This window comes from Herbaspirillum sp. VT-16-41, from assembly GCF_001994935.1.
Taxonomy (GTDB): domain Bacteria; phylum Pseudomonadota; class Gammaproteobacteria; order Burkholderiales; family Burkholderiaceae_D; genus Herbaspirillum; species Herbaspirillum frisingense.
Genome location: NZ_MUXB01000121.1, coordinates 116,450 through 140,946, shown reverse-complemented (window position 1 = coordinate 140,946; position 24,497 = coordinate 116,450). Strand labels below are relative to the sequence as shown.

Annotated in this window: 19 protein-coding genes; 8 read left to right on the top strand and 11 right to left on the bottom strand. The window is 53.0% G+C overall.

Annotated features, from left to right (window positions below; all coding sequences use genetic code 11):
* Positions 1 to 509: 509 nt before the first annotated feature.
* The 3 genes from BTM36_RS28400 (at position 510) to BTM36_RS19360 (ending at position 5,736) form a co-directional block, all read left to right on the top strand.
* Entirely contained in the window at positions 510 to 1,631 is a 1,122-nt protein-coding gene (locus BTM36_RS28400; protein ID WP_083747992.1) for an inovirus-type Gp2 protein, read from the top strand.
* A 458-nt stretch (positions 1,632 to 2,089) separates the two neighbouring features.
* Complete coding sequence (gene gap / locus BTM36_RS19370) at positions 2,090 to 3,109, top strand: type I glyceraldehyde-3-phosphate dehydrogenase (protein ID WP_077237617.1); 1,020 nt, start codon at positions 2,090 to 2,092, stop codon at positions 3,107 to 3,109.
* Positions 3,110 to 3,927: 818 nt separating this feature from the next.
* A complete protein-coding gene (locus BTM36_RS19360) occupies positions 3,928 to 5,736 on the top strand; it encodes an AIPR family protein (RefSeq protein ID WP_077237570.1) in 1,809 nt (602 codons plus the stop codon).
* Positions 5,737 to 6,304: 568 nt separating this feature from the next.
* Here BTM36_RS19360 and BTM36_RS19355 read toward each other — a convergent pair.
* The 6 genes from BTM36_RS19355 to BTM36_RS28765 all read right to left on the bottom strand — a co-directional run bounded on the left by BTM36_RS19355 (position 6,305) and on the right by BTM36_RS28765 (position 9,560).
* The gene (locus BTM36_RS19355; RefSeq protein WP_077237569.1) at positions 6,305 to 7,303 is read right to left on the bottom strand and encodes an NAD(P)-dependent oxidoreductase; all 999 of its coding nucleotides are present in this window, start codon (positions 7,301 to 7,303) and stop codon (positions 6,305 to 6,307) included.
* Positions 7,300 to 7,884, bottom strand: a complete 585-nt coding sequence (locus BTM36_RS19350) for a TetR/AcrR family transcriptional regulator (protein WP_077237568.1) — start codon at positions 7,882 to 7,884, stop codon at positions 7,300 to 7,302. The genes BTM36_RS19355 and BTM36_RS19350 overlap by 4 nt, the downstream gene beginning before the upstream one ends.
* 284 nt (positions 7,885 to 8,168) lie before the next feature.
* A complete protein-coding gene (locus tag BTM36_RS19345; RefSeq protein ID WP_077237567.1) occupies positions 8,169 to 8,507 on the bottom strand; it encodes a hypothetical protein in 339 nt (112 codons plus the stop codon).
* Between the two features lie 31 nt (positions 8,508 to 8,538).
* On the bottom strand, positions 8,539 to 8,871 hold the full coding sequence (locus BTM36_RS19340) for a lysozyme inhibitor LprI family protein (RefSeq protein WP_077237566.1): 333 nt from the start codon (positions 8,869 to 8,871) through the stop codon (positions 8,539 to 8,541).
* Positions 8,872 to 8,882: 11 nt separating this feature from the next.
* Complete coding sequence (locus tag BTM36_RS19335; protein WP_077237565.1) at positions 8,883 to 9,197, bottom strand: hypothetical protein; 315 nt, start codon at positions 9,195 to 9,197, stop codon at positions 8,883 to 8,885.
* 27 nt (positions 9,198 to 9,224) lie between these two features.
* Positions 9,225 to 9,560: a hypothetical protein gene (locus tag BTM36_RS28765; protein WP_077237564.1), complete on the bottom strand. Its 336-nt coding sequence runs from the start codon at positions 9,558 to 9,560 to the stop codon at positions 9,225 to 9,227.
* 127 nt (positions 9,561 to 9,687) lie between these two features.
* Here BTM36_RS28765 and BTM36_RS19325 point away from each other — a divergent pair, with 127 nt between their 5' ends.
* Entirely contained in the window at positions 9,688 to 10,035 is a 348-nt protein-coding gene (locus tag BTM36_RS19325) for a helix-turn-helix domain-containing protein (RefSeq protein WP_077237563.1), read from the top strand.
* A gap of 2 nt (positions 10,036 to 10,037) precedes the next feature.
* Here BTM36_RS19325 and BTM36_RS19320 read toward each other — a convergent pair whose 3' ends face one another.
* The 3 genes from BTM36_RS19320 to BTM36_RS19310 form a co-directional block, all read right to left on the bottom strand.
* Positions 10,038 to 10,892 (bottom strand): hydrolase or metal-binding protein, encoded by an 855-nt coding sequence (locus BTM36_RS19320; protein ID WP_077237562.1) that lies wholly within the window; start codon positions 10,890 to 10,892, stop codon positions 10,038 to 10,040.
* A gap of 44 nt (positions 10,893 to 10,936) precedes the next feature.
* Positions 10,937 to 11,944 (bottom strand): YqaJ viral recombinase family protein, encoded by a 1,008-nt coding sequence (locus BTM36_RS19315; protein ID WP_077237561.1) that lies wholly within the window; start codon positions 11,942 to 11,944, stop codon positions 10,937 to 10,939.
* Between the two features lie 66 nt (positions 11,945 to 12,010).
* Positions 12,011 to 12,952 carry a DUF932 domain-containing protein gene (locus BTM36_RS19310; protein ID WP_077237560.1) on the bottom strand — a complete coding sequence of 314 codons (942 nt, stop codon included), beginning with the start codon at positions 12,950 to 12,952 and terminating at the stop codon, positions 12,011 to 12,013.
* 980 nt (positions 12,953 to 13,932) lie between these two features.
* On the opposite strand from BTM36_RS19310, the gene zorA reads away from it, so the two are divergent.
* The 4 genes from zorA to BTM36_RS19285 are packed head-to-tail and all read left to right on the top strand — an operon-like array spanning position 13,933 to position 22,100.
* Positions 13,933 to 15,957 (top strand): anti-phage ZorAB system protein ZorA, encoded by a 2,025-nt coding sequence (zorA, locus tag BTM36_RS19300; protein ID WP_077237558.1) that lies wholly within the window; start codon positions 13,933 to 13,935, stop codon positions 15,955 to 15,957.
* A gap of 3 nt (positions 15,958 to 15,960) precedes the next feature.
* A complete protein-coding gene (locus tag BTM36_RS19295) occupies positions 15,961 to 16,671 on the top strand; it encodes a flagellar motor protein MotB (protein WP_077237557.1) in 711 nt (236 codons plus the stop codon).
* Positions 16,668 to 18,317: an EH signature domain-containing protein gene (locus tag BTM36_RS19290; protein ID WP_077237556.1), complete on the top strand. Its 1,650-nt coding sequence runs from the start codon at positions 16,668 to 16,670 to the stop codon at positions 18,315 to 18,317. The genes BTM36_RS19295 and BTM36_RS19290 overlap by 4 nt, the downstream gene beginning before the upstream one ends.
* Positions 18,318 to 18,326: 9 nt before the next feature.
* Complete coding sequence (locus tag BTM36_RS19285; protein ID WP_077237555.1) at positions 18,327 to 22,100, top strand: SNF2-related protein; 3,774 nt, start codon at positions 18,327 to 18,329, stop codon at positions 22,098 to 22,100.
* A gap of 782 nt (positions 22,101 to 22,882) precedes the next feature.
* Here the strand turns inward: BTM36_RS19285 and BTM36_RS19280 are convergent.
* Both BTM36_RS19280 and BTM36_RS19275 read right to left on the bottom strand, forming a co-directional pair.
* The gene (locus BTM36_RS19280) at positions 22,883 to 23,659 is read right to left on the bottom strand and encodes an IS3 family transposase (RefSeq protein WP_077237554.1); all 777 of its coding nucleotides are present in this window, start codon (positions 23,657 to 23,659) and stop codon (positions 22,883 to 22,885) included.
* Between the two features lie 41 nt (positions 23,660 to 23,700).
* Entirely contained in the window at positions 23,701 to 24,015 is a 315-nt protein-coding gene (locus tag BTM36_RS19275; RefSeq protein WP_077237553.1) for a transposase, read from the bottom strand.
* Positions 24,016 to 24,497 lie beyond the last annotated feature (482 nt).

The window sequence follows — 24,497 nt, the reverse complement described above, 5'->3', positions numbered from 1 at the left end:
GGTTAAGCTCAGGTTGTCGACGAGGAATGGAGCTCAAAGAGATAAAAAAATGAGGCTGTCGTGAGAAACGGCTAATCCTGCCAGTCATTAGCAGGATTAGCCGCTCCTTGAGCTAATGAGTGCAGAAAAGTGCGTCTAGCCCATCCAATCGCCCTGTTCATCTATTGATGTCGGTGACCTGCATTGGCGCTTCTGGTACCCATTGCATTGGCGCGCGAGTTAATCGCGTAAATTTTTACTGCGTGCGTAAGTATGTATATGAGGAATGGCTATCAAAAATAGCCTATTCAAGCAATGTGGCATTCGAAAATCTGATCTTGGATTGGATGCGGATGTTGATGAATTCTGCTTCTTTATGGAATACGTAGCGAGAATGTATCCCATATCAGTTCAGATAACTGCGTGAGCGTTAGCTAATAGCAATTCAATTTTGCAAGGGCTGGCTGTCTGGCAGCAGCTCAATCTCCAACAGAACTCGCTTCGCTGGCGAGGCGAACTCAATCAAGATCATGAACGATATAGACAAAATTCAGAGAGGGCTGAAGGGATTCGTTCGGCCCAGAAATGGTGTGGGAATATCGGGCAGCATGGCTGTCACAAGATGCGATGCCTGGTCGAACAGTCAGCTCTATATGATCGAGCAGTTTGTTACGGATATAGAAAAGGGATGGGCGGGGGGATTCACTGAAGAGTGCGCCAAGTATAGCGGCATCAAAACGTACCGCCAGCTCTTCCTGGGAAAAAGGTACTACCATCTTCTGAATAGCTGGATTCGCGCTTATTCCGGTCTGTATAGATATTCAGCTCGTGTTCAGCTGTTCTACGAGGTGATCGAAGCGATGAATTTGTTCGATTGCATGGGGAAGATCCCCTTTCGATTTGGAGATCCTGGCCAGACTGATGCCTATCAAGGCATTCGCTATATGGATTGGTTCCACGCGCTGATCGAGAATATACGTATACGCTGCCGTTCCCGTGAATTTAAGGAGCGAGAACGGCTACGACGTGTCAATGCAAAACGTAACGAAAAGACTGTGCTAGCAATGGAAGAGAAGATGTTTTCGGAGAGGGGGAGATCTCGCTGGCTTATTCTATCTTTGACATTGCAATATAAAGCGGCATATCGCAACCAGATTACTCCCAGTATTGTCCAGAGGCATAGAGAAAAATTCTTCTCGTCCCGTCGCTCTAACAAGCTGATCCGGGGAATCAAGAGCTATGTCTGCAGGATGGAGCAGGGTAGCGATACTGGCCTACACTTGCATATGATCTTGTTTTATTCATCGGACAGCAATCGTGACGAAAGGATTGCAAAGAAGATCGGAGAATACTGGAAGGAGGAAGTGACCCAAGGCATGGGCGAATATTGGAACAGTAATGCTGGATGGCTCAAACACGGTTATACAAAGCACGGCCATGGCGTTGGGGTCGGGCAGATCAACTGGAACGACCATGAAAAGCGTGAAGCGTTGCGAAGAAACCTGATATATCTCACTAAGCCCGAGCAAGATCTTATGGTCAAAGCCGATGAAGGGATACGCACATTCACAATGGGGCATATGCCGATAAAGGCCAGCTCCGGACGGCCTCGCGGTAAGGGAGCCGCATTAGGGAAGGAAGTTTACAGCTGAATTCAGGATCTGGTGCACAGGAAAAGGAAGTGAAATCCAGCCTCCTTCAACATAAGGGCCAATGTGAATCATGAATGCCGCCCAAGCAGTCCTTCCAATGGTCGCAGACTCTGGATTCAGAATTCAAGAGAGGGTACTTGACTCTCTGCCTAACGAAGCTGTCCCGCGAGCATTTGAATGGTCCTTATTTTAAGCATCTGGTTACGTTCCCGGCAGCGGCTGTCATGTTTCCTTGCATGAGCCAGACTCGGCTCGGGGCCGAACTGCTAGTTGGCGTTAGTCGTCAATGACTATTCATGAACGCTGGCGCGGTCAATGCTCTCAGTACCTAACGTCACTTTGACGCCATCGGTACCAAGTTTCCTTTAGCCCGCTGGATGGCTAGAAATGAGGGAAATACGTCATTTCTCGAAATTGCGGTATGGATCATGATTGTCAATTTCAGGAAGGAGCTTGTAATGTCGATCAGAGTTGCCATCAACGGCTATGGGCGGATTGGTCGTAATGCGCTGCGCGCGGCCTACGAAAGCGGCAGGCGCGATGACCTCGAAATCGTCGCAATCAACGACCTGGGCAGTGCAGAGATCAACGCCCATTTGACGCGATTCGATACCACCCACGGAAAATTCAGTGGACGCGTGGACGTCGATGGAAACACGATGGTCGTGGAGGACGATCGCATTGCCGTGCTATCGGAGCGGGATCCCACCCGTCTGCCGTGGGCGGCAATGGAGGTCGACGTCGTGCTCGAGTGTACGGGGCGCTTCGCTAACAGGCAGCTGGCGTCGGCTCATCTCACAGCAGGCGCACGGCGTGTTTTGATCTCGGCCCCCGCAGGGAAAGATGTAGATGCGACCATTGTGTACGGTGTCAATCACGATACGTTGAAGCCGCAAGACCGCGTCGTTGCTATCGGTTCGTGCACAACTAACTGTCTCGGCGTGGTCGCCAAACCGCTACACGACCACATTGGTATTGTTGCAGGGAGTATGACAACGATTCATGCGGTCACTAATGACCAGGTTCTCACTGATGTTTACCATGAGGATATGCGACGTGCCCGGTCGGCGCTCACTTCGATGATTCCTACGAAGACAGGGGCCGCCTCGACTATTGGTCTAGTATTGCCAGAATTGGACGGTCGATTGGACGGATTCTCGATCCGGGTTCCAACACTGGATGTGTGTTTGCTAGTTCTAAGTTTCTCGGCGGCTCGTGAAACCTCCGTCCAGGAGGTCAACGCTGTGATGAGAGACGCCGCGTCTATGGGACCGCTTGCGGGGATTTTGAAGACCAACGTTTTGCCTCTGGTATCGACAGACTTCTTACATGATGACGCCTCGGCGACCCTCGATTTAAGCTTGACCAAAGTGGTCGGAGGTACCCATGTGACCGTTCATGCTTGGTACGACAATGAATGGGGGTTCGCGAACCGTCTTTTGGATAACGCAATCGCCTTTGGTGCGCTTCCGTATTAATTCTGCTAAACATTAAATTAGGCGCGGCCTCTACGCTGGCTTATTTAGACGAGCGGCCGCGTTCAATACACCTGTGGAAATTATCGATACAACTCAGCATAGCGTTTAAAAATTATCTGTCATTGGATCTAGAACAATTTGATCCAATAAACACCATAGCTGTTTACTGAAAACGGTATTGTGGTCAGGCACGATAGACTCGTGGCTTGCGACGTTCCAAAACGGCTCATGCGCGGGGCCCAGCGTACTATAGGACTTCTGCCGAGGTGGCCCGTCTTTTGCATTTCTCAGTTTATGTCGGAAGGGAGTGTGTTGGAGAATTGCGTCGCAGAACAAACGGGAGCGTATTACATCGACCTTGTTGAGGATGCGGCAGACGCCACTTTTACCTTCAGGCCATTCAGAAAAGAGCCGGAAGACTACAGCTGCTGGTCCCTGACGGTAGCCAACTTCCAGACCAAATATGGAGAAATGGACCATCTTGAACGCTGTAGGTGCCAGTTGTGAGCCGTGCAGAAATGGCACGAGATATTGCGCTTCCTCCATCACAGGCCACAATCTTCTTCATCGAGCAATTACGCGCGTAGCTTTTGCCGTTGCAGAGGCATTAGATCGATGTTCTTGTACAGATTAATTGCTGGAGACGGCCATAGATCACTCGTCACGGAGAACGTGGGTTCCAGATTTGAGATTTGGACGATGCCGACATTTACAATGGTTAGTTATCCTCAGTATTTTCGAGCGATCAAGGAACATGAAATTTAGCTGTACAGGTTCTAACTGTTGTTGTGGTGAATAACTAATTTCGAGAAAAACCAATGCAATATCAAACCTTTATTAAGATTTTGGACGCAATCTGCGCTGAGGCACCCGCGGAAAACAAGCGCTATCACCCGGAGCGCGGAGACGACGAAAAGATTAACCAGGCGAGAGCCCGTGCTTTTATTCACTTGTATTTGAAGGTGATGTTTGGAGAAACTCAGTTTGTTAAGCGCGAACGAACCATTACGGATGCATCTGGCGATGGTGGAATTGACGGATATTTTATTGATGAAGAGACCAAGACAATTCATCTGATCCAGTCCAAATTCAGGACGACGAAGGAAAACTTCGAGGGGAAAGAGATTTCTCTCGAGGAGCTCCTCTTGATGGACATTGATCGCATCTTACAGGGCGAAAAAAACGACGAGAACGGCCAGCCTTACAACGGTAAGATTTACCAACTCCAGCGCGAGATAGCAGAAATCCCAGATGTCGCACGCTACAGCTATCGAATAGTGATATTGGCAAATCTGCGCAATATTCCGACATCAAAATTACGGGTACTTGCCGGAGGGTTGCCACCGGTAGTCTTTGACTTCGAGCGCACATATCGAGAGTTAGTGTTTCCGGTATTGACCGGTACCTACTTCACTGCTTCCGACATCGTTATACCTTTCGACCTCTCCAATAAGAACGCCGGCAGCAAAATTAGCTATAACGTTTCCACTAAATATGGAAACTGCGAAATTACCGCTTTGTTTGTTCCGACAATTGAGATTGCCCAGGTCATGGATAAGTATCGCAACTCGATACTGCAATATAACCCGCGGAGCTATCTTGATTTGGAAGGGCACAGCGTGAATGAGGCAATTCGAAAGACGATCATTGAGTCTAAGACTAATGAATTTGCTCTCTTTAATAACGGCATTACGATGCTGTCTGAAGAGACGAACATAAACGAGAAGATTGGTCAGAAGAATAAAGCGCAGCTGAGAATCAAAAACCCGCAAATCATCAACGGGGGGCAAACGTCTTTCACTTTGAGCAGAATTTATCGAGATAACTTGGAAAATGCAGAGCAAATATTCCAGGACAAGGAGGTTCTGTTAAAGATCATCACGCTTCTGGAGCCAGAGTCTGATAAAGCGAAGCTGGAGCTCATTGATGAAATTTCGAATGCGACGAACAAGCAAACTCCGGTGATTACAGCAGACCGCTTCGCCAAAGAGACCATTCACATCCAACTGCAACAAATCGTTTTTGATAAGTATGGTCTTCTCTACGAACGTAAGAGAGGCGAATTCTCGGATGGCGTGCGCGACGGCTATATTTCGGCGAGTTCGGTCATAGAGCGCAATCACTTTTGGCGTCTTTTCTATGCTGCGAATGGGCGGGTGAACCGAGGATTCCAGAAAAGGCTTTTCCAACGGAATGACTTCAGCGACATTCTTCCAATTCAGGATAGTGCGTTGGATAGGCTGTACTTGGGTGTAAATGTCTTCCAACAACTACGAAGCGGAATGGCGTCAAATGCCCGGGTCGAAAAGGATATATATGGGAAGGTATACGCATACATTCAATTATTCCTTGAGCATGGACTCTCAACCGATAGCGCCGTCATCGAAAAAAATCTGGTGATTCTCGAGGAAAAGTGGCGGGAATTCATTTCGTCAGCGGAGGCAAGGCAAAATACCAGTGGGCACAAGGCATACATTGACAGAAAAACTGGGGCGCCTTTGGTTCAATTTAGCGAGATTCGATATATTCGCGGAACATCCTTGGAGCGCGATTTAGTTTCCTATTTCCGGCCTAAGGCAAAAATTTCCGCCGAAATAGTGCCTAATATGTCGGAAAAAACTGACTAAAAATACAATATCGGTGCTTGGCGGCGAACCGTGTTTCGAGAGATGTCCAGAGGAGCCGTAGCGAGCAATGAGCGCTTGCTCCACTGCTGATTCTGCCGTCTTCGGTTTGTCAGGGAGCGACAGAGGCCAGCCCGTAATTCCCGCGGGTGACTGTTATGCTTAACGTGCTAGCTGCGCCAGGCTTTTCATTTGGTAGCTGTTCGCCTTCAAGAGTTGAAGAATTGACGAGCAGTACGTGGCTATCTGAGCCGAAAATGCCACACTGTACGCGTTGATTGGGCCTCAATCGCATGTCTATCGATACCCGTGATCTTGGGAGACCGAGAATTGAATAAAGTCGAAATTATCGACTGGGTCGCTGGCGAATAGGAGCTACGCAAGGCTCAGGCTAAGGAATCTTGCCAATAGGTGTTAGCGGCGCTGACTTTTACCGCCTGCCATAGATTGACGCAGATGGGGGAAGTTTGGGCGGACATCTGAGGAAGGAGCCCGGTGCCATATAGGGTATGTCCGGACCTGGGCGGGAGGAGAGGCGAGCAATCGGCATTCCTACTGCAATCCGCGACACTCAAGAAGATCTTGATGTCGACACCGAAGGCTTTGTGACCCCATAGCTACGCAATCCTTCGTCCCGCGAAGTCAGTCCAATATAGCCAAGTTCCCGGCGTGCTGCACCATCATTCACAGTGAACTCCCGCCCGATCATGCGCACCATCGAACGCGACAGAGGCGGGTCGCTGTCTTTGCGCAGAAGAGCCCAGACGGCATCCATCACCTGCCCTGCGAATGACGCCAGCCAGTAAGGCATTGAACGCATTCCCTCGACGGAAATGCCCTGCACGCCAGAAATAGCAGCTACAAACTCACGAAATGTGGTCGGCTCCTGATCGGCAATGAAATTGGCGCGGCCACCTTCGCCGCGCGTCAGCGCGCACTGAATTGCTTCAACGACATTGTCCACGTGGCATGTGGAGAACGCATAGTCGCCACGGTCGATGAATGCGAACTGTCCCGACTCTACTGCGCGAGGAAGTTCGCGACTTAGCGGGTCTCCCGGCCCCCAAATAATCGGAGGGCGCAATGCAATGGTGCGAAAACCTCGCGCCACGGCGGCGAGCACGATTCGCTCAGCTTGGGCTTTGCTTGCCAGATATGCTGAAAAGTGGTCCGCATAGGTCGGGGCGTTCTCGACTGCATTCCGTGTGGGCGTGCCACAGTCGTCCATGATGATGCCTGCGGCGCTGATATAAACGAAGTTCGCGACCCCTACACGCTTTGCTGCCGCAAGCAATTTGGCTGTGCCATCCACGTTTGCGTGAAAGAATGGCGATCGCGGTCCGGAGAAGCGGAACATCGCGGCGGCATGAACTACAGCATCGAGTTCGGGCAGTACCAGCGGAGCATTGCTTTCCAGATCACCATCGATAGGATATGCGCCTAGTTCCCGAACCCGATCGCTAGACGACGCCGAGCGCACTAGCGCAAATACCTGATGGCCGGCCGCAACGAGGGTTGGAAGTAAGCGACTACCTAGAAGGCCGGTGCCTCCAGTGATGAGGATCTTCATGGCTCACGGGCCTTTTCTATGTGATGCGATGTTGTCAAAATTGAATGTATGGCATTCTCGCGGATTTCGATGAGAACTTCCGCCGCGGGTGTCGCCGTACGGCGCAATTGCGCTGTGACGTAAAGTTGAGAGGCGGCGTTAGCCGACGCCCACATGAGATCTGCTGCGACGTCCACCGTGAGTGCAAGCAGTCCTTCGGCCTTGATGGCGGAAATGCGCTCAATGAGTATTTCGAACGCTTGCTGAGCGGCTGGGATCTGCGCGCCCTGAAGAACACGCCCCAACATCGCGGCATATAGCCTTGGCCGCGCCGCCGCAAAACGGACGTAATCGTCCCAGCCATCGCGAAGAACGGCGACCGGATCGGACGATTGCGAGGCAGCCTCTTTGCTTTTCAAAAATTGCGCGAACCCCTCCTCTAACGCTGCACTCAGCAGTCCATCGGCGCTGCCAAAGTGGTGATAGAGCGTCGGAGCAGTCACTCCGACTAGGGCGCATACGGCGCGAGTTGAAAACTGTGCCTCGCCTTCTTCCTCAAGAACTTTTAGAGCTCCAACAAGTAGCGCGGTGCGTGTATTCATGGCGCCAGTATAGCGCTGCTATAGTGGTCTGTATAGCGGTGCTATATAAATATGCGGAGCACACAATCTGTTGTGACCCTCCTGAGGTCCCCCTAGGGGCTCAGCTTCAACGGCCTGTTGATTTAATCGCGGATCTAACTCTCTCCATTTGACCTATTTCTATTGCCTGCTGAAGGCAGTTCCCTGGTCATTGGACCGCTGGTCTCATTCGAACCAAAAAATAAATAGCAAGTGCGACGCTAAAAAAGGGAGAGCCGCGGTAGCGGCTCTCCCTTTTGTGGGGCTCAATTGCAGTTGCGCAGCTCCTGGAAGTCGAAGTCGGAGATCTTCGCCCATCCAATAGGTTTGCCAGCATTTGGATTGCTACCATCCGCGCCTGGCACTTCTGCCAGTTGCACCAAGCCATTAGCTTGCTTGATCACCTTGAAGCCATCGAGCTTCGTTAGGGGGCTGCTGGCGCTTTTGACGTCAGCGGCGCTAAAGATAGGGATGGGTTTCTTGAGCTTCATATTCCCATTCTTTTGAATCTCATACTTGGGAAATACGCATTGACCAACGCTATTGGCAGCGAAGGAATTCAACGAGAGCAGCGTCAGGGCCGCAGTTGCGAACAGCTTTTTCATAAAGATCTTTCTTATCGATGAGAAAAGGGGGTTACTTGCGGCTCGCCATACCGGCGAGATACATGTAGCGAGAGGCGGTGGATTCGTAGAGGCACATCAGGTTGCCATTGCAGTAACCGTCAACCTTGTTCCCCCAAGCAGCTTGGTCATTTTGGAGCTGCTGCTTTTGTTGCTGAGTGAGCTTGGGCGAAGCCATGAGGAACTGATAGTTCTGTTTGATGAGACTGACATTGGATTCAATCGCGTTCTGATAGCAGTCTTGTTGCTCCCGACGCGATGGCCGGCTATCACAATAGCCATTGCCGGCAAGTGCTAGCGAGGACACTATGGACAGGACTGTTAGCACGACTAATGAATTCTTCATTCTGGAGCTCCTTAACTCATCGTACGAATGGCGACCAAGATCAAGAAGATTCCCAGTAGCACATACTTGGACTGTTTCGGAACGGTCTGCAACTGGCCGTCTTTCTCAAAGTAGATATCACCGGTGAAGGCGATCAGGAGCGTGATAGGCATGAAGATGACGGCTGACAGGATGACTATCCAGCGCTTGCGATACCAGGGCACTTGGTCGTAAGAGTTGTAGGCCCCGGCAGCGGTAGTGTTGTTGGGCGCACCGCATTTCGGGCATGCAGGTGCGGTTTCGTGCAATTGTTGCTGGCAGTGCGGGCAATTCACAAAGTTGGACATAGTTTCCCCTTATTGGATGAGATGGCCTTATGAACCGATCAGGATGAGAAAGGAGACGGCGGCTACAACGATTGCCGTCACAGAAATCCCTTTGCCGGGCTTCTTTTGCTGCAAATTGATGGCGCCTGCGGCCAAGGCCACGAGCGCAATGGCGGAGCCTCCGACGAGTTGATCGTGATCGAAGCTGTTTACTTGGACGGCACAGATGGCAGCGAAGATGGCCAAGACGATGCCGGTGATGGCCAGCCAAAGTGAGCCGCTGGCGGCACTGCTCGCCTGGCTTTGAGGAGCTCCGCAATGTGGGCAGAGTGGGGCGGAGTTGTGGATTTCCTTGCCGCAGCCGCGGCAAAAGACCATGGACATTGCTTCTCCATTAAAAATGGCAAAAATGCCAATTAAAGTGATGTTTAGCGTTACGTCGTAACTTTTAAGTTCCTATTTTAATCCGAAATATGCGTTGATCATTACGCAGGTGCGTAAAAGGTCACATATGGACGAGATTGAAAGAGCTGCGCTTGTTAAAGCCGTGGGAAAAGCAATTGCAGCGAAGCGAGGTGAGAACGGCCTCTCACAAGAGAACGTCGCCGAGATTTTGGGAATTAGCCGCGAGGCTGTATCCCGAATGGAAACAGGTGTTGCGATTCCATCTGTCGTGAGGCTTGCTGAGCTCGCTGAGATTTTTGGATGTGCGATAGAGGAGTTGTTGACAGAGGCTTCGAATCGCAAGCTTGATCAAGCCAAGCACATCACAGAGTTGTTAGCGGATCTGAATCAAGAAAAGCGGGATCTACTGCTTAGTGTCATTAAGCAGCTTATTTCCGGTTTCTCACAAAAGTAAGCTCATGAAGATTGGGATATCTTTGCTTTAATTTTTTGATTTAGTCCCGTTGCTTCTGTACCTGAGAAAAATTCCTCCTTCACCTCGGAAAACTCCTCTTCAGACTCCTCAAAGAGCCCATTGGCCAATCCCGCCTTTGCAGCTATGTCCAGTGCCATCTGCTCAAAGCCGGCTTCCATTCGCCGCTGATGCAGCTCCCGCGCTTGCTGAATAGCCCCTTCCAAAGCAATTCCTTCCCGAATCGTCAAATCCACGTAGTAGATCGGCGTCCGATGCGACTGCGCGGTACTCTTTCCGCGTAGCCGCAGTTCCAATGGCAATGAGGCCAGTAGGCCACCCGAGACCGCCTGGTAGTACTGCAGCCTGGCGGTCAGGGTACGGATACTGTTGTAACCGGTCGTGCGGAAAATGAAGGTGCCCAGTTCATCGGCAGCGTCGATTTGCACGTTCAAGCGACCATAGGGTTTGCATTGACCCTGACCAAACTCACAAGTATCTGGGCCGGGGCAGGGAAGGGAGCTTATGCCCTCCGAAGTCTGACGCCGGCAGTGCATGCCATTGCCGCTGCACAGCGGTCGGCCGGCATGCCGATCAAAGAAGCAATAAGAGGCGCGCAGGTTGAGATCGGGCTCGCTGAACATGACGGAGACCGGAATGGTGCGCAGCTTCTCCGAAGGTGATGCCTTGCGATAGATAGCATCCAGCGGGTGCGGTGCCCAGCCTTCATGCGTTTGTACCTGGCTCGTGATGGTGAATTGATCGTCTTTCTCAGGTAGGCGGCGTCCGCTTTTCTCGACCATCTTGCCGATAGAGATTCGCCCCAAGACGGGCGGCGTGATGCAGAGACCTTTGATCATAAATGCTCCATAAACAAAGCCAGGCATCCGAGGATGCCTGGCTACTAGGGTTGAATAAGAAACCGGCGGCTGCCGGACTTGGGCGAGAGATAACACTTGACCAGCTCAGGGTGATCCGCTTGTAGCCGGTCGGTATCGAGCTGGGTACCATCCTTGCTGCGCTTCCAGCTCACCGAACCGGTTTCGAAAAGCGCTCGGCTGGAGCTGCCCATCATTTGCTGGATGGTTTGTTTCAGCTGCTGTTCCATCTTGTCGCGGGTCGCAATTTCTTCCCGGATGGCCTGCAGGTCCGCAAACACGGCCGACATAGGTCGGTTGTCGCGGAAGTCAGCCACATCCCCGTAGTCGCGTGGATAAAGAGATCGCAAGGCACGGTCAGCTGATTCCGAGCCATCAGCCGGCGGTTGGGTATCGGTTTCCACGTAGTGCCAGAATTCCCGCTCGAGCTTGATGAGGCCATCAATCAGTTCCTCATCGCGCTCGATGCGGTGAATTCGGATCTCCTGCCCACAGATCAGAACACAAACGTCTGCAGCAGCTTTACCGGTGACGGCTAGCTGATGCTGTACTTGGCATTGCACGTATTCCGGGACACCTTCGCGCCAAGCTCGGGCGCCGTACTCGCCAGCGGTCTTGCATTCGAGGATATGAACATCGGGGGCACCTAGAATCTCGCGGTCGATATTGGCCAGCATCCATGCCTTATCTGGATCCGGGTGTTGGAGGACGGCGTTGATTTTGCGGACCTTGTTCCCGGTTTCGTGGGTGTAGTGGGCGGCCACGATGGGCTCCAACAGGCTTCCCCAATAAGTGGGACTGGTCCGATCACCCGGATCCTGCTGTGGCAGCATATGTGACCGGCCGGTCTTGATCATCCACAGCTCTAGCATGGATTGATGAGGATTTAATCCGATGGCCGCCGCGGCATCTGAACTGCCAATCCCGCGACGGCGTATCGAGAGCCATTCTTCCCGTGAGAGATCGTGCGTTTTAACCAGGCGTAAGGCGGCCCGCCCGGGTCGCCGTGTCGACGAGACGGTGGTAAAAGACATGGAATTCCTTTCGAGAAAAGAAAAGCCCGGGCATGAGGCCCGGGCGTTATGTCGCAGAGAAGCTGGTCAGCTAAGCAGGGAAATTGCCTGATCGAAGGCCTCGTTCTTGAGATTGGCGCCCATACCGAACCAAGCTGAATCGAGCCGGTAGTCGGTACTCCTTGCGCGCCGCTCGTGGTCAACAAACTCTGTAACCGCATTTAACAGCCCGAAAGCGGTCCCTTTGGAGGAGGCCAACTCAGCGCCGCGACCATGGCCTGAGTAGAGCTCAAGGACCTTCTTCACGGCGCGCTCATTGGTGAACTTGGCGGCTGGATCGGTCAGTAGCGCTGAGACAAATGCCTCGGCCTCAGTGCTTTTGACCTTGCGCTCTGAGAGCTTCTTCATCTGATAGATGAAGTCGTCCCAAGAAGCCGACGATAGACCAAGCTGGCTTTTGACCGCCTTCGGATCGAAGGTGGTGGAGTGGGGCACTTTGACTGCTGCGTTACCGCCTCTGAGCGCGATGGCCAGGGTGTTGTTGCACACCACTCGGATGCTGGTGAACTGGGCGGTGGTCGCGAGCGTGCCGTCGCATCCGGTCGCCAAGAGCAGGTAGCCGTTCATGGTGTCATTGCCCTTGATGTTGGCCGACATGTTTGTCTTGGCTAAAGCCCAGACTTTTCTACCACCTTTCAAGACGCCAGCAGTTTCCAACGTGAAGCCATGGGCCTTGGTCAGATCCCGATAGAACTCCAGCACATCGCGAGGTTGGACAACCTGGAAACGTTGAGAAACGACGGACAGAGCGGCGCCGGTATCTGAGCGATAGAGCACCTTCTGCTCGTCGAACGGCACATGGGCTGCGCCTTCACTTGGCATGAAGTAGACAGGCGACTCCTGGATTTGCCACTCCATGCCGGCTTGTTTGGCCCAGACGGAAATGGGGGACTTGGCAGACAGCTGGTTACCCAGGCCGTGCCAGGGTGTTTCATTGGCATAGGCCATGGTTTCGATCAGATGAGCCATGAGTTTCTCCTTGTAGACGTGTTGATGCCTGCCGTGAGGCATAGTGAAAAAGGGGAATGCAAGAATTAGAGAGGTTCGGCTTCGTCAGAGAACGAATGCGCGCAGTCGGCGCATTGATACGTACCGAGTATGGTGCGGTCTACCATTTGGCCTAGCTTGGCCCCTGCAATGCAGCCAGCGGTCCCGCCGGCCAAGGCACCGATGATGGCCCCTGCAACGCTACCGACTGGCCCAACGATGGCTCCGACCACTGCGCCTGCCTCGGCACCTGCCCAGGCATTGGATAGCCCAGCGACGGCGCCCGCAGTCGTACCGATGATGCTGCCGACGCGTTCACCCGCGCGTTGGAGATGAATGTTGGGAGATCGGCAGCGAGGACATGTAGGGCTCATGGATCATCCTTGCGCTGCCAGGATGATTGTCATGAAGAGGGCGTTACCGAGCAGGCTAAGAATGAGGATGATACGAAGAATTGGCATATAGGCTCCAGATGAAATGGCGATAGAGTCGGCAATAATGTTCCGATCTCACTGGAAGAATATGAGGTTGAGATTTTTTATAATCCAATCAAAGCCGTTCGCGTCAGCAGACAGTGGAGGGGGGCTCAGGTAGCAAGGGAGAAGTCTGGTAGCAAATCAATTCCCGTCGTGCTTTCTATCTGCTAGCGCCAAGTTGCACAAAAAACCCGATCAATCGGAGGTCGGAAGGAAGTATGGGACTTGACGTGACAGCAACTTACCGTTTCATGTATCGTAGAGCTCCAAAGATAGTTGTGCCAGTGCTATGTTTTTTGACTTAAGCGCTAGCATCCGGGGGATGCATTGCTCAAAATTCCTAAGTCATAGGACCCCATTACGCATATTGGCCACCGTCTATTTTCCGGATATTTTGGGTTTCGGCAGCCACGCTTGTGGGGGACGGTGCGGGCTGCCAATAGAACTGTATTAATAGAATTCACCCTCTGGGGGAGAGGATCATAAATGAATAGTCAATCGCTGCTGGACGGCGTGCCGGGATCCGTCATTGCGACCGGCACTTTCCTGACGTTATTAGTAATAGCTTTCGTTCTTATCTTCTTGGTGCCCGGAATCCAGCACTGGCGTCGACTGAAGGGCGTCTTGAAAAGGCTCTCTCAACTGGGAAATGATGCAGCACTTCCAGAACTGCGGAAAGTATTTGATCAGGACAAGGCCTTGGCGCACCTCTGGAGTGAATACCAAGAATCATTGCACCTTCAGCAAGAAGAGCGCGATGGTCAACTTGTCGTCAGGGCCGCACGAGCTACGCTTCCGGCTGAGATGTTCTTCAATGCCCAGATCGTCGTCGATAGCCGTTTGCGGACAGAGTTTTTCAAACACCTTCCGGGTTTATTCACCGGTATTGGAATTATTGGTACGTTCAGCGGCCTTATCGATGGTCTGCGTGCTTTCAAGGTCAGTGAAAATGCTGCCATGGTACGGACCAGCCTCGAATCGCTCATGCACTCGGTCGGCGAAGCTTTCCTCGTCTCTGCAGCCGCTATTTGCGCAGCCATGATCGTGACCTTTATCGAAAAGCTGCTGCTGGCGTCGCTCTATCGATATACCGACGAAATTGCCCATGACATCGATGCACGATTCGAGTCCGGTGCGGGAGAGGAGTATCTCTCGCGCTTGGTCAAGGCCTCAGAGGAATCCGCCAGTCAGTCCAAGATCTTGAAAGATGCGGTCGTACAGGAATTGGGCGAGCTGTTGCGTGAACTGACGTCCGCGCAGATCGCGGCGAGTGCGAAGTCGGCTCAGGAGCAAGTAGAGGCCACACGACTTGATAATCAGGAGCTAGGAAAAACTATCGCCGACAGCATTCAGCAGAGCCTGAAGGCTCCCTTAGAGGAGATCGCCAATACAGTCAAGACCGCAAGCGGTGATCAGAGTGCTTCTGCCGTCAGCATGCTGCAGGATGTGATGGTGAGCTTCAGCCAGCGGCTCAATGATCTTTTCGGCGGACAGATCTCCGGTCTAAGTGATTTGAATCAGCAGACGGCGCGAAGCATTCAGGATGCGGTAGGGACGCTGCAGGCACTCGTTTCTAACATGGAGGCGTCCAGTCAGCGTTCGGCTGACGCGATGGCAGAACGGATGGCCCAGGCAGTCGAAAAGATGGAGATGCGGCAAGAGGCAATGAATGCGCAGTCCGCTGCTTTCGTGGAGCAGATACGTCAACTTGTGGCCAGCTCCCAGTCGGAAACGGATCAGCGTCTTCACACCACGTTAGAATCGATCGGCACACAAATGGCCGGCATGATAGCCCGCCTCAACGAATCGCAGACCCAAGTCTTCGAAAGCAATCGAGCACGCGAGCAAGCGATGTCCGACCGGGCAAGCGAGGCTGTGTCCGTTATGTCCCACTCTGTTGATTCGGTGGTCAAGGAGCTGGGGGCCGCGATCGCGGAAATGACGCAGAGCGTTGCTACCTTGGGCAATGCTACCTCAACGTCGATCGACAAGCTCAATATGGGCGCTGAGATGTTGGGGACAGCATCGCGCAACTTTGCGGCTGCAGGCGAGCGCGTGTCCGGTGTGTTGGACCAGACCGCCACTGTCTCCGGAAAACTGGTCGAGACCTCCGGCGCGTTGACAAGTGGGTCGTCAGCGCTACAGGAGGTCTTGAGGGACTATCGTCTCCAGCGTGATGCAGTAGGCCATCTGGTGACCGAACTCCGCAGTGTCGTTGATTCCGCTCACCGGGAGGCCTCGCTGACTGCCGACGTGCTCTCACGTATTGAGGGCGCGGCAACGCGCCTAGGCAATGCGCAAAAGATGGCGGATGAGTATCTGGACGGCGTCAGCAAAGTGCTGGGCGAGGCGCACAACTCATTTGCTACGGAAGTGACTAGGACCTTGAACAGGGCAAACACCGAGTTTCATTCGAAACTCACGCAGGCTGTCGGCTTGCTGCATTCTGCCGTTGGGGAGCTTGAAATTACGCTGGCGTCCATGGGCAATCTGACTCCGGCGCGAGGTTAAGCGATGATGGGGCCGAAAGTTGTCATTAAGCGAGGCAGCCGTGATGAAGCGGAAAAGCCTTTCTGGATTTCCTTTGCCGACTTGATGACGGCACTGATGGTGTTGTTTCTCGTGGTCATGGGCGTTGCTTTGTTGGCGGTAACTAAGAACGTGACAGAGCGTGAAAAGAAAGAAGAAAAGCATCGCCAAGACATTGAGCGCATTCTGGATCGCTTTGAACAAGCGGCCAAGCGCCATCAGGGCATCAAGATCGACCGAGGTCGTAGTGTGATCGATTTCGGCGAGCGGGCCCGTTTTGCCAAGGCACGATATAACCTCACTGCCGAACAAGAGGCGGTGCTCCGCCAGTTCGTTCCGGAAATTCTGAGTCTGGCGAATGACGACTTGGGACAACGCGTGCTAAAACGGGTGGTCGTCGAGGGCTACACTGACAAAACCGGTAGCTACCTGAGCAATTTGAATCTGAGCCTTCAACGCAGTCAGCGAGTGCTCTGCACGATGTTTGCAACGACCGGTCCAAGCCCGCTTTCCGAGGAGCAGAAGGAGAGCGTACGCAGGCTGTTTCTTGTAGGAGGTTATTCGTTCAATGCCGCAAAGGATACGGACGACGAGAGTCGTCGTGTGGAAATGCGTATTGAGTTTCTCGGGCTAGATGAGGCGCGTCCGGAGTCTCCACGGCAAGTAGCCAATTTCGGTGAGTGTGCTTTGCAATGAGTGCACTGGCCCATCTCGCTGCGTTATTGCATCCAGCTCTGGAAAAAGGGGGCCGGTTAATGAGCGTGGACTCTGGCATCGACGACATCATTGCCCAGATGACGACGAAATCAAAATCACGTAAATCCGGCCATGTCGTGGACGACCATTTGCTCCACACCGTCAAGCAATTCTGGGATAGTCAAGAGATGAGGTCTTTCCGGGATGCGTACTTGTTGTCGTGGGGACTTTGTCTTCCTCACCGGCCTCAGGGCGCATGCCTCCTGGAGGATCAACCTCGCTTGCAAAAGGTCCTGGACGGCATTGATGCGTGGCGAGAAAATCCGCGTGCGTATCGGCGTTGTTACCAAGGATTGGTCAAGAGCTACTTCACTTATGATGCGCTGGCAGAAAATACACCGGCCACGGGACTCGGGAATTGGCAGAAACTGCGGGATTACTTGCTGGAGCGAAACAGTCTCGTCAAGGACAAGTCCCTCAATCCAGAATGGGTCGATGCCGCCCTGGGTAATAAACAGTTGTTCAGTGATCGACCGTGCGAACCTTATATTGAGGCTCTGTTGCGCGGCGATAGCGGGGCGATCGATCACTTGTGCGAGCAACTTGGGATCAACAAAGCCTCGTGGTTTCTTCGTGAGCTGGTCCTGGCTCAGGTTCAGGCCGCCACCAAGCTCGGACATGCGGAGTTCCAGGCCTTGCTGCCTCGTCTATTGGAGCTGCTCGGCACAAATCAGGTCTTGCGTGACCGAGGCATGGTCATGGTGTTGGATCGGTACGTCGAAGTTCCAGGGACGGTGTTGCATCAGGGTCTTAGGGACCAGGCTGTCGCCTGGTGGGGTAATCCATGGCTGCCATCTCATGAGACCGAGTGGGGTGGTGTGACCCCGGCTGCGCGCGCCATGGTTGTTGACTGGCTCAAGATCGATCTTATCGAGACCTTCTTTACGAAGTTGGCGGAAGACGGTTTTGCCGATCCTCGGCGGATGAATTTCTGGAAGCGCTACGTTAAGGCGATTGATAATATTGAGTTCGCTTTAGGTTCGACAGCTCGGAATTCGAGGGAGCGCGACATGGTTCTGTTGCGCCACAAGATGAAAGGACTGTTGTGTGCCCTGGATGCCAATGGTACGAACAATGCGTTCATTATGCGAATGGGGCCGTTAGTCGCCGTTGAATTCAGCGGACTGGGGAATGCATTTTATGGATACGATGCGCGTAAGTCGGTGCCCTTCGATACCTCCGAGTTTCTTAGGCTGGATGTCAACGGGCAGAACTCACTCAAGCACAGGGGAAAGAGTCTTCTGCGGATGAGCCATAAGGATGGCATTCACAACTGGAGTAAATGGGAGGAGATGTTTGCCGCGACTCTCCGTGCGGAATTCGGGATCGACCCTTCTGCGCCGGCTGTGAGCGGAGGTCACACTGCGCGCAGCTCTACTCGCGTAGAAGAACTCGACCACTTGAAGCAGGACTATTCATCGTCCGCCCTCCAACGTTTGAAAAATAGGTACGGATTCCAGATTGAAGACAAGACATCTCGTGGCGGAAATCTTTGGGTCTTGACTGATACGGCCAATGAGAAGGTCAACGCCACGTTGACGCACTGGGGATTCCACCACAAGCCTGGAAAAGGCTGGTGGAAGTAAGGGAGAAACATGTTCAAGCTGTTCAAGCAGGCAAAGGCCCAACCTTCCAGCGACGCGCGTTGGGCGCGGAAACTGTCAGCGGTCGGCGTGATGTTGACTTCGGGTTCGTCGAGCAATGATGGCCTCTCTTTTGAGAGTCCCGTATTGTCGGGCTTTCTGACGCAGCTCGTGGATGATGGCTTTGCGATCGAGAATACGGACGGTTTCTTGCTGGGTTGGGACGAATTGTATGCGGCGATGAGTCAGTCCAACTACAGAGACTTGCAATCGTTGCTTCAACTTCCGGCCTTCGCCAAGGTTCGGCCATCTCTGCGCAGCAGCCATTCCTTCACGGATCGTCATTTCTCCATTGCGTTGGCGGGGTGGTCCCGTGAAGATGGAGCCCAAGTTCGCTTCGAACTCACGGGGCCCCTATTGGACGATGGTCGAACGCAGTCACTCATGTCGCCAGCGCAGTGGCTGTTATTCAAGGAGATCGTTACCTTCGCCCGGCGCGCCGATGCAGAGCGAAATGAGCTGGTCCACCGTCAGACATGGGGACGCATCCGCCAATTGGCGATCAATGCCAATGCGATGTTGGACGATTTTCTCTATCGCTGCGTAGTCTTGACACCAGAGAAACTCCACATTGGATTGCGTCGCTCAGACACGGTGGCCGACGACAGTGTCATCGAGATTGAGCCTGGCTTTGACGGAGTTCCTCCCAACTGGCTTGACATGTTTGATCGGGCGCGTGAGGTCAAGGATCGATATGACATCAACACCGCAGAGGGCATCCTCCAGGTGTTGGTCACTCCCACGGTGCGCACAGTGCTGCAGGAGATAAAGCGGCTACCGGGGCGACGTGTGGCAGGAAGCCGTGCACAGGCTTTTATACTGAATCCCTATGCGGCGCTTGGGCAGGACGCCGTGGATGTCATCGAAGAAGCACAATTCGAGAAGGCAAGGGAAGACGCCGGTATCAGCTATGAACGATTCACTCCGGTATTTGAGCGCGATGGAACCGGCTATCCCCTGAAGGTGGGTTTGCTCATTGAGACTGCGGATCGCGGAGGCCCGATATCGTCCGAGACTCAATGGCTGACCGATCAGCAGCTCGCCGAGTTTGGGGCCGCCCTCCATAGGGCGATGACATTGGATTTCCAACTCCTCGCTTGGGATGGCTATGACTTGGTCGTGGATGGAAATGCAGAACAGCACTACCGAGATCTGAAAGAGGCGTTGGAGCGCCGGCAAGTCTCTTCGACCTTGGTGTCTTATTCTCAAGTATATGACTTGAGCGGCTATTCCGCCCGTATTGAGGGTATCGGTGTAGAGAAGCCTTATTATTCGCCTTACATTGCCAAGAGGCAAGATGAAAACGAATGGTTCCCCCAGAATGTAAAGCCGATGATTGTCGTCACTCCGAAAGACGGCGGGGATCCTGTCGCTGTTCCGACCAGCAAGTCCGAGATTGAGAAGCTTAAGAAGGACCTGCAGACAGCGCACGCAGCAGGTTCTTCTGAAATCTCCGTGTCGTGGGGTAGTGAACTGCTGTCACGGGATGAAGCGCAAAGGATCGTCGACATCTTCGACGCACTGTTCAAGGATATTGAGGCCGGCAAACCTATCGATACAGGCACGGCGGCCGGATCAAAAGGAAGCAAGCCGCTTGTCAAGAAGCAGCTCATGCTGCGAGCGAATATTCAGTCTCTCGACTACGAGGAAATGCGGCGAGAGGCGCTGCAGGCGGTCCCCAAGGAACCGCGATTGCCGAATGGCATTCGGCCGGAATATTCTCTGCTGCCGCACCAACGGGCCGGATTGGCCTGGCTGCAGCATCTGTTCGGCTTGCAGTCGGAGTATCAGGTCCGTGGTGCCGTGCTGGCCGACGACATGGGATTGGGCAAGACATTTCAGTTGCTGGCCTTGATGGCATGGCTGCTGGAACGCGACCCGAACATGCCGCCCATGCTGGTAGTGGCACCGGTATCCCTGCTGGAGAACTGGGCTGAGGAGGCCGATAAATTCTTCGTGCCTGGCGCGTTGCCGCTGCTGACTGCGTATGGTAGTAGCCTGAGTGAACTGCGTGTACCACGTTCGCAGATCGACCAGCGCTTGCTTGCGGAAGATGGGTTGGTGAAGTTTCTGCGTCCAGACTGGATCGGGCAGGCCAAGGTCGTATTGACTACTTATGAGACCTTGCGCGATCTGGAATTTTCGTTTGCAGCACAGAAGTGGTCACTGATGGTGTGTGATGAAGCGCAACGCATCAAGAATCCCGCCGCCATGGTAACGCGGGCTGCCAAGAAGCAGAATGTCGCATTTAAGATCGCATGTACGGGCACCCCTGTCGAAAATACATTGGCCGACATGTGGTGTCTTTTCGATTACGTGCAGCCCGGATTGTTGGGAGCGCTGAATGATTTTGGTCAACGCTACCGAAAGCCAATCGAAGCGAAGACGGACGATGAGAAAGCGCGAGTGGAAGAACTGCGATCCAAGATCGAGCATCAGATTCTGCGACGTCTCAAGGCCGACGTCGTCTCGGACTTACCGCCCAAGATCATCGTTGAAGAATGTCGCAGACTTCAACTATCGACCGTCCAACGCAATCTCTATGCAAAAGCCATCGATGGGTTCAAGAGGCGGGCGGAACCTGGTGCTGTCACCGCTTTCAAAAATCATCTTGGCCTGTTGCACTACCTTCGCTTGATTTGCACGGATCCTCGTCCTCATGGACTTAGTGTTTTCAAGCCGGAACCAATCCTGGACTACAGGACGAAGGCGCCAAAACTGGATTGGCTCGTCAAGCAGCTGAAGACTATCGAAAGCAAGGCGGAAAAAGTCATCGTCTTTTGTGAATTCAGAGAAATACAACGTCTCCTGCAGCACTATATCGACGTCGAATTTGGCTTCCGTGCTGACATCATCAACGGCGACACTAGCGCCTCCGCAAGTCATGTCGACAGTCGTCAAAAGCGCATCAAGGCGTTTCGGGACAGGAGAGGTTTTGGCGTTCTGATTCTGTCTCCTGTGGCTGTCGGATTTGGTGTAAACATTCAGGCGGCAAATCACGTCGTGCATTACACCCGTACTTGGAATCCCGCCAAGGAGGATCAGGCGACTGACCGCGCATATCGCATTGGCCAGACCAAGCCGGTCTACGTCTACTACCCGGTGGTTCAGGCAGACGACTTCGTTACGTTCGACGTCAAGCTTGACCATCTGCTGACTTGCAAGCGAGAGCTAGCGGGAGACATGCTCAATGGCGCAGGGGATGTAAAGCCTGGTGATTTCAATATCGCGGATGTTGTGTCCAAAGCGGACGCTGTGGACATCGATGAGCGCGTCACGCTGGACATGGCGCTGCGGATGAGTTGGCAGCACTTCGAGTGTTTGACGGGCGCTTTGTGGCAAAAAAAAGGATATGACTGCTATCGCACTCCTGGAACCAGTGATAACGGCGTGGATGTCGTTGCGCTTCTAGGAAGCAAAGGACAATTGCTTCAGGCTAAGACCAGCGGGACGGATGGCGCGGCACTTGGATGGGATGCAGTCAAGGAGGTTGTTGCAGGGGAAGCCTTCTATAGGCGTCGACATCCCGACGTCGACTTTGAAAAGTTGTGTATTACCAATCAATTCTTCAACCGCTTAGCACATGAGAACGCCATGCTAAATGGCGTGGAATTGCTGGAGCAGCCGCAGCTCGCGCAATTGCTGGACGCATACACTGTCACGTTGCTTGAGGTCGAACGGATGCTGTACACCGAATGGCAGACATCAGAGGATCATGCATACTAAGCTCGGTGACGATGGGTGATTGAATCCGTCGAACCTCAATGAATAAGAGAATAAACCTTTGCGCAGACAAGGACAACGCCATTATCTATTGGCCAGTTCCACCTATGAGAGCTGCTGACCTATCGCGGTAATTTTTGCCAGTTAGCCAGTGAGTGGATTTTCGATCAAAATCGATTCCCGCCATACTCAACGGAGCTATACCGGAGACTGGTAATGATACGCGCTACGTTGCCTGTGCTTGTCGTAGCGCTGATGTTGTCGTTCGATCAGCACTCTTCTTCGACCCAGCTAGGGAACCAATCCCGGCTATATATTCCCTCAAGCAGATCCAGATTAAAGATTTTTACGAAGCACTTCTGCAGTGCACTGCCTTGTTTAACGTAGTTGCGACCAACCGAACTATGCCGCGGCCATCGTATGGTCTCGACTGCTTATAACACGGTATTGATTTCGACCGTACGTATCCTGGCTTGGCCAGCGCTGATTCGTCCGTTAGTGGCAGTCGGCTACGATGGTCTCTTCTTGTGAAATCTCAAAAGACGTTTCTTGGACCTCAAGCCACTAAGCCGGGAATCTAGGGAAATGCCACGCCGGAGGTGTGCGGTGGAAAAATTGGAATCTCTACAGAGCGACGGAAAAAGGTACGGTAGATGATTCGAGAAAAATCCAAAAACGAAGGTTTCGATTCGACCGTTAGCAAGATTTGCGGGCGGTTGTGTTTTGCTACGCGTACCGTTTTCTACAAGTCAGCAATTGTAATGACCCAGCGAAACCTGCTCACTTTATGCAGCTAAAGCAAACGCCTCAGCCGGTGTCTTCATCCCCAGCGCCTGATGCGGCCGGCGGTGGTTATAGAAGCCGATCCAGTCACCAATGATGCGACTGGCGTGTTGCAATGTTTCGAAGCGATGCCGATGAGCACACTGCTCCTTCAGGGTTCGGATGACGCGTTCGACCATGCCATTCTGCTGCGGGCAATGCGGCGTGATGAACTCCTGCTGCAGCCCGTAACTGCGGACCAACGCGGTGTAACTACGGCTGGTGAACACTAGCCCATTGTCGGACCTCAACAAGAACGGCGCCGTCACGCGACCCAGCGAGCCATAACGCGCGATCAGCGCTTGCTCCAAGGCTGACTCTGCCGTCTTCGACTTGCCCGAACGCGACAAATGCCAGCCCAGTAATTCCCGCGTGTGGCAATCAATCACCAGTGCCAGCACCGCCCTGCCATCGCGCCCTGTCCAGATGCGACACAAATCCGTGGCCCAGCGCTGGTCTGGTCCTGTAGCTACCGACGGCAAGGCCTCCACCCTGGGACGGAAACCAATGGGACGCTTCTTGACCTGCCAACCTTTGATCTGGAAGATTCGCTGCACCGTGTTCTTGTTGAACCCGAGCAGGCCAGCCACCGTGCGATAGCCGAAGGACGGCTCTTCCAGAATCATCTTGCGAATCGGTTCGGCAAAGCGCTCCTGCACCTTGGGCTCGGCCTTCACAGGCTTGTAGTAAGCACTGCGCCTGGCAATCCCGAACCACGCGCAGATCTTACTGACAGCCACATCGAAACCGTCTTGTTTGAGTCCCTGGCGGATGGTCTCGATTACTTGTCTTCCTCGCCCAACAGGGACGCCAATTTTTTTCTGGCGCGCAGCTCCAGCATGGCTTCTCCGTAGGCTTCCTGGAGCTCCTTGAGTTGCCGCTCGTACTGTTCTCTCACATCCAGCGGCTTGGCACGCAGGGCGTTCTCCATCCCTTTACGACCTTCGTCGACCCATTCTTCGATCTCTGAAGGCGGGATATCAAACGACCGGCTAGCCTCAGCTACCGTCGTCTTTCCCTGGATGATCTCCATCACCAGCGCCGCTTTGCGCTTGGCTGTCCAACGCTTGAATTCTTCTTCCATGACCTTGCCCATTTTGATTTCCTTTTAGGATTATCTACTGAGCAGGTTTTCAGTGGGTCATTACACAATTGCGTTTTCGTAAAAGCTTTAGGAGCACTTCGTAGAATCATTCGCGAGATGCTACTGCCCGAAACGCCCAATGTCTCCATTACATCGGCAGGCCCTATTCAGGTCTCAACTTAGTGCTTAGCGTCTTCCTAGATCTATTTGATCCGCATTCGTACTGCTTACGACAATCCGACGGAATAACATCAAATTTGGTCGCCGCCTTCATGTTCCTATCTAGATGATGTGTATGAGCTATTTCGGTGAGTCGGCGCGATTCTGAAGTGGAAATTGCACCGCTTTTGATCGTCCTTTGGGTGCGCCGCACCATTCCAGGCCATCAGAAAATTCACAGAAAATTTACTCCGAAAATCAGAGCATCAAGCGATTGACACGCGTAAGTTTTGAGCTAATATGTGCCAGGACATAATTATGCAATGTACTGGTAC